This is a genomic window from Nocardia cerradoensis NBRC 101014, assembly GCF_000308535.1.
In the GTDB taxonomy this organism is placed as follows: Bacteria; Actinomycetota; Actinomycetes; order Mycobacteriales; family Mycobacteriaceae; genus Nocardia; species Nocardia cerradoensis.
On record NZ_BAFW01000203.1, the window covers coordinates 1 to 4,128 of the forward strand.

Sequence of the window (4,128 nt, forward strand, 5' to 3'; positions counted from 1 at the left end):
CGCCGGCTCTGGACCGCCTGCCGGGGCCATCCGCGGGTGCTGACCGGCGTCATCGCGGCCGTGGTCGCGGGGGCCGGTGCGGAGGCCGCGGCGCCGCTGGCGGCCAAGGCTGCGTTGGACCGCGCCCGGCTGGGCGAGGTCCGGGCGCTCGCGCCGATCGCCGGGATACTGGTCGCGCTGGCGGTGGCCCGATTCGCGGCGACCTACGGACGGCGCTGGCTCGCGGGACGGCTGGCGCTCGACGTCCAGCACGAGGTGCGGGTGGATCTGCTCACCGCACTGCACCGCTACGACGGGCCGCGGCAGGACCGGTTGCGCACGGGCCAGGTGGTCTCGCGATCGATCAGCGATCTGCAATTGGTGCAGGGACTGCTCGCGATGGCGCCGCTGTCGGCGGCGTCGCTGCTGATCTTCGCCTTCGCCGCGGTGGCCATGCTGGTGCTCTCGCCACCGCTGGCCCTGGTGTCGTTGCTGACCGTGCCGGTGCTGGCGCTGGTGGTGTACCGGGTGCGGCCGCGGCTGCACGCCGCCACCTGGTCGGCGCAGCAGCGCGCGGCCGATCTGGCCCAGCACGTCGAGGAGACCGTCACCGGCGTCCGGGTGGTGAAGGGCTTCGGCCAGGAATCGCGGATGGTGCGGATTCTGGAAGAGCACGGGCGGCGGCTGTACGCCCACCGGATGCGCGCGGCCCGCATCGACTCCCGGTTCGCGCCGACGGTGTCGGCGATTCCGCAGGCCGGTCTGGTGATCGTGATCGCACTCGGCGGCACGCTGGCACTGCATGCGGTGATCGGCGTCGGCACCTTCCTGGCCTTCGCGACCTACGTGACCATGATGGCGTCGAGCACCCGCATCCTGTCGAGCGTCCTGGTCATGGCCCAGCTGACCCGGGCCGCGGCCGAACGCGTCTACCAGGTCATCGACGAGGCGCCGGAGAGCGTCGACCCACCCGATCCGCAACCGCTGCCGGAGGGTCCGCTCGGCCTGCACATCCGGGGCCTCACCTTCGGATTCGAGCCCGGCCGCCCGGTACTGCACGATGTCGATATCACCGTCCGTCCCGGCGAGACGGTGGCGGTGATCGGCCCGGCCGGGTCCGGGAAATCGACGCTGACACTGCTGTTGCCGCGGTTCCATACGCCGGAGGCGGGGCGGATCAGCCTCTTCGGGGCCGGAGCGGAGCAGGATCCGGAGACCGCCGGAATCGATATCGCGCGGGTGCGGGCCGCCGATCTGCGTGCGGCGATCGGCGTCGTCTTCGACGAGCCGTTCCTGTTCTCCGACACGATCTCCGCCAATATCGCGCTCGGCAAACCGGATGCCGACCCCGAGGAGATCCGGACCGCCGCACGGATGGCGGCGGCCGACGAATTCATCCGCGCCCTGCCGGACGGCTACGACACCGTCGTGGGCGAGCGCGGGCTCACGCTCTCGGGCGGACAGCGGCAACGCCTGGCCCTGGCGCGCGCCCTGCTCGCCGACCCGCGCATCCTCGTCCTCGACGACGCCACCTCCGCGGTGGACGCCGTGACCGAGGCCGCGATCTTCGACGCACTGCCCGCCCACGGCCGCACCACACTGATCCTCGCGCATCGCGAATCGACCCTGGCCCATGCGGATCGCGTCGTCCGCCTGCCCGCGCCGGGCGGACGTACGGCGGATCGAAGCGGCGACGCCGAGGTCGAACCCGGCGACGTGGTCGAACCCGGCCCCCGGGCATCGACCGCCTCGGACCGCATCGAATACGCCTCGGCCCACGCCGACGGCGCCATCTTCGCGCCCGGTATCGAGCGGCCGGCGCACGACGGCGTGGATCCCGCCGGCCCGCCCCGGGCCACACCTGTTTCGACGTCGGGCGCCATCGCGCCGCCGCACCCGGGCTCGCCTGCGCATCCCGGAGCGACGCCGGATTCCGAAGACGTTGTCGCCGTGGCTGATTCGAACCCCGAACCGGATGCGCCGCCCGAGATGCGGGCCGCGCTAGCGAAACTGGCCCCGGCGACCGAACAACCCGGGCTCGACGACCGCGAGCTGGAACAGCCGGACCCGAAATTCCGGCTGGTGCGGTTGCTGCGGCCGGTGCGCTGGCTGCTGGCGGCCGTGATCGCGCTGCTGGCCGTGGACGCGGGCATCTCGGTGGCGTTCCCGGCACTCACCCGATTCGCGCTCGACGACGGCGTCGGACAGCATCGCGGCACCGTGCTGGTGATCGCGGCCCTCGCCGGTGCGGGGTTGGTGCTGCTGAGCTGGGTGGACGAGGCACTCGGAACGCGGCTCTCCGCGCGCGGCGGCGAGCGGGTGCTGTACGGGCTGCGGGTGCGCAGCTATGCCCACCTGCAACGACTCGGCCTGGACTACTACGAGCGCGAACTGTCCGGCCGGATCATGACGCGGATGACGACCGATATCGACGCGTTGTCGACATTCCTGCAGACCGGACTGAGCACCGCCCTCATCAGCCTGGTCACGGTCGTGGGCATCGTGATCGCACTCCTGGTGATCGACGCCGCGCTGGCCGTGGTGGTGTTCGTGGCGCTGCCGCCGCTGATCGTGGCGACCCTGTTCTTCCGCCGGGTCTCGGCGTCGGCGTATTCGGCCTCACGGGAACGGGTGGCCACGGTCAACGCCGACTTCCAGGAGAACGTCGCGGGCCTGCGCGCGACCCAGGCCTACCGCCACGAGGCCGAGGCCGGCCGCCGGTTCACCGATTACTCCGATCGGTACCGCCGGGCCCGGTTGCGGGCCCAGCGCGCCATCGCGCTGTATTTCGCGTTCGTGCTGGCCTGGGCGGATCTGGCGCAGGCGGCGGTGGTGTATCTGGGCGCCCGCGAGGTCGCACACGGCACCACGACCGCCGGCACCCTGGTCGCGTTCGTGCTCTACCTGAGCCTGCTGTTCGGGCCGATCACCCAGCTCTCCCAGGTCTTCGACGGCTATCAGCAGGCCCGGGTCGGATTGCGGCGCATCGAAACACTGCTGCACACCCCGTCCTCGATCGCCCCCGATCCGGCCGATGCGGTCGAGATCGAGGGCGGCCTGCGCGGCGAGGTGCGCTTCGACGGGGTCACCTTCCGCTACCCCGACGCCAGAACACCTGCGCTGGAAGATGTTTCCCTGCACATTCCGGCCGGCTCGACCCTCGCGCTGGTGGGTGAGACCGGGGCGGGCAAATCGACAGTGGTCAAACTGCTGGCGCGCCTCTACGACCTTCCTCGCTCGCATCCGAACCAGGACGGGGCCGCCGGGGCGGCCCACTCCGGATCCATTCGCGTCGACGAGATCGATATCCGGGACTACCGGCTCGCGCAGTTCCGTGCCCGGCTCGGTGTGGTCCCTCAGGAAGCTCACCTGTTCACCGGCGACGTCGCGAGCAACATTGCATTCGGGAAACCTTGTGCCACATCGTCCGATATCGCCCGGGCCGCCGCGGCGGTCGGCGCGCTCGAGATGATCGAGACACTGCCGCGGGGTATGGCCCAGCCGATCGGTGAGGGCGGGCGCGGGCTCTCGGCGGGCCAGCGCCAGCTGATCGCGCTGGCGCGTGCGGAACTGGTCGATCCGGATCTGCTGTTGCTCGACGAGGCCACCGCGGTCCTGGATCCGGCCAACGAGGAGAAAGTGCTGGTAGCGAGCAGATCGCTGGCACGCGGGCGCACCACGGTGATCGTGGCGCACCGTTTGGCGACCGCCGCACGCGCCGATCGGATCGCGGTCGTCGCGCACGGGCGGATCGTGGAATTCGGCGCGCACGCGCAATTACTGGCGGAGCGCGGAATCTATAACCGACTCTGGGAGGCAGCCGATTCCGACGAAGGAATATTCTCGACACGGGACGAGTCGTCACCTATGAGGCTGGGTCTGTCCGGGGGTCGTTAACCGGACAGTGGCGCGGCGGTGCGCCTACGCATGGCCGCGCTGGGGCACGCTGTCACGGCTGGGCCTATCCTCAGAAAGGGCGCATCGGCGCACATCGTGCCGATCGACCCGTGCCGGGCACGTCACAAACGTCGCAGCGCGAAGAACGAAATGAGGCGAACACCTGCTGTGAGCAGCTCAACATCCCAGTTCGGACAGAACCAGTGGCTCGTCGACGAGATGTACCAGAAGTACAAGCAAGATCCGTCGTCG

General features: G+C 70.5%; 2 protein-coding genes. Both read left to right on the top strand.

Going from position 1 to position 4,128, the window contains the following annotated elements:
* Positions 1–3,876: ABC transporter ATP-binding protein (locus ON23_RS21810; protein ID WP_167331882.1), on the top strand; the 3,876-nt coding region annotated here is incomplete at its 5' end.
* A gap of 30 nt (positions 3,877–3,906) precedes the next feature.
* Positions 3,907–4,128, top strand: a 222-nt coding sequence (locus ON23_RS38030) for a 2-oxoglutarate dehydrogenase E1 subunit family protein (RefSeq protein ID WP_157170263.1), incomplete at its 3' end; no start/stop codon positions are given.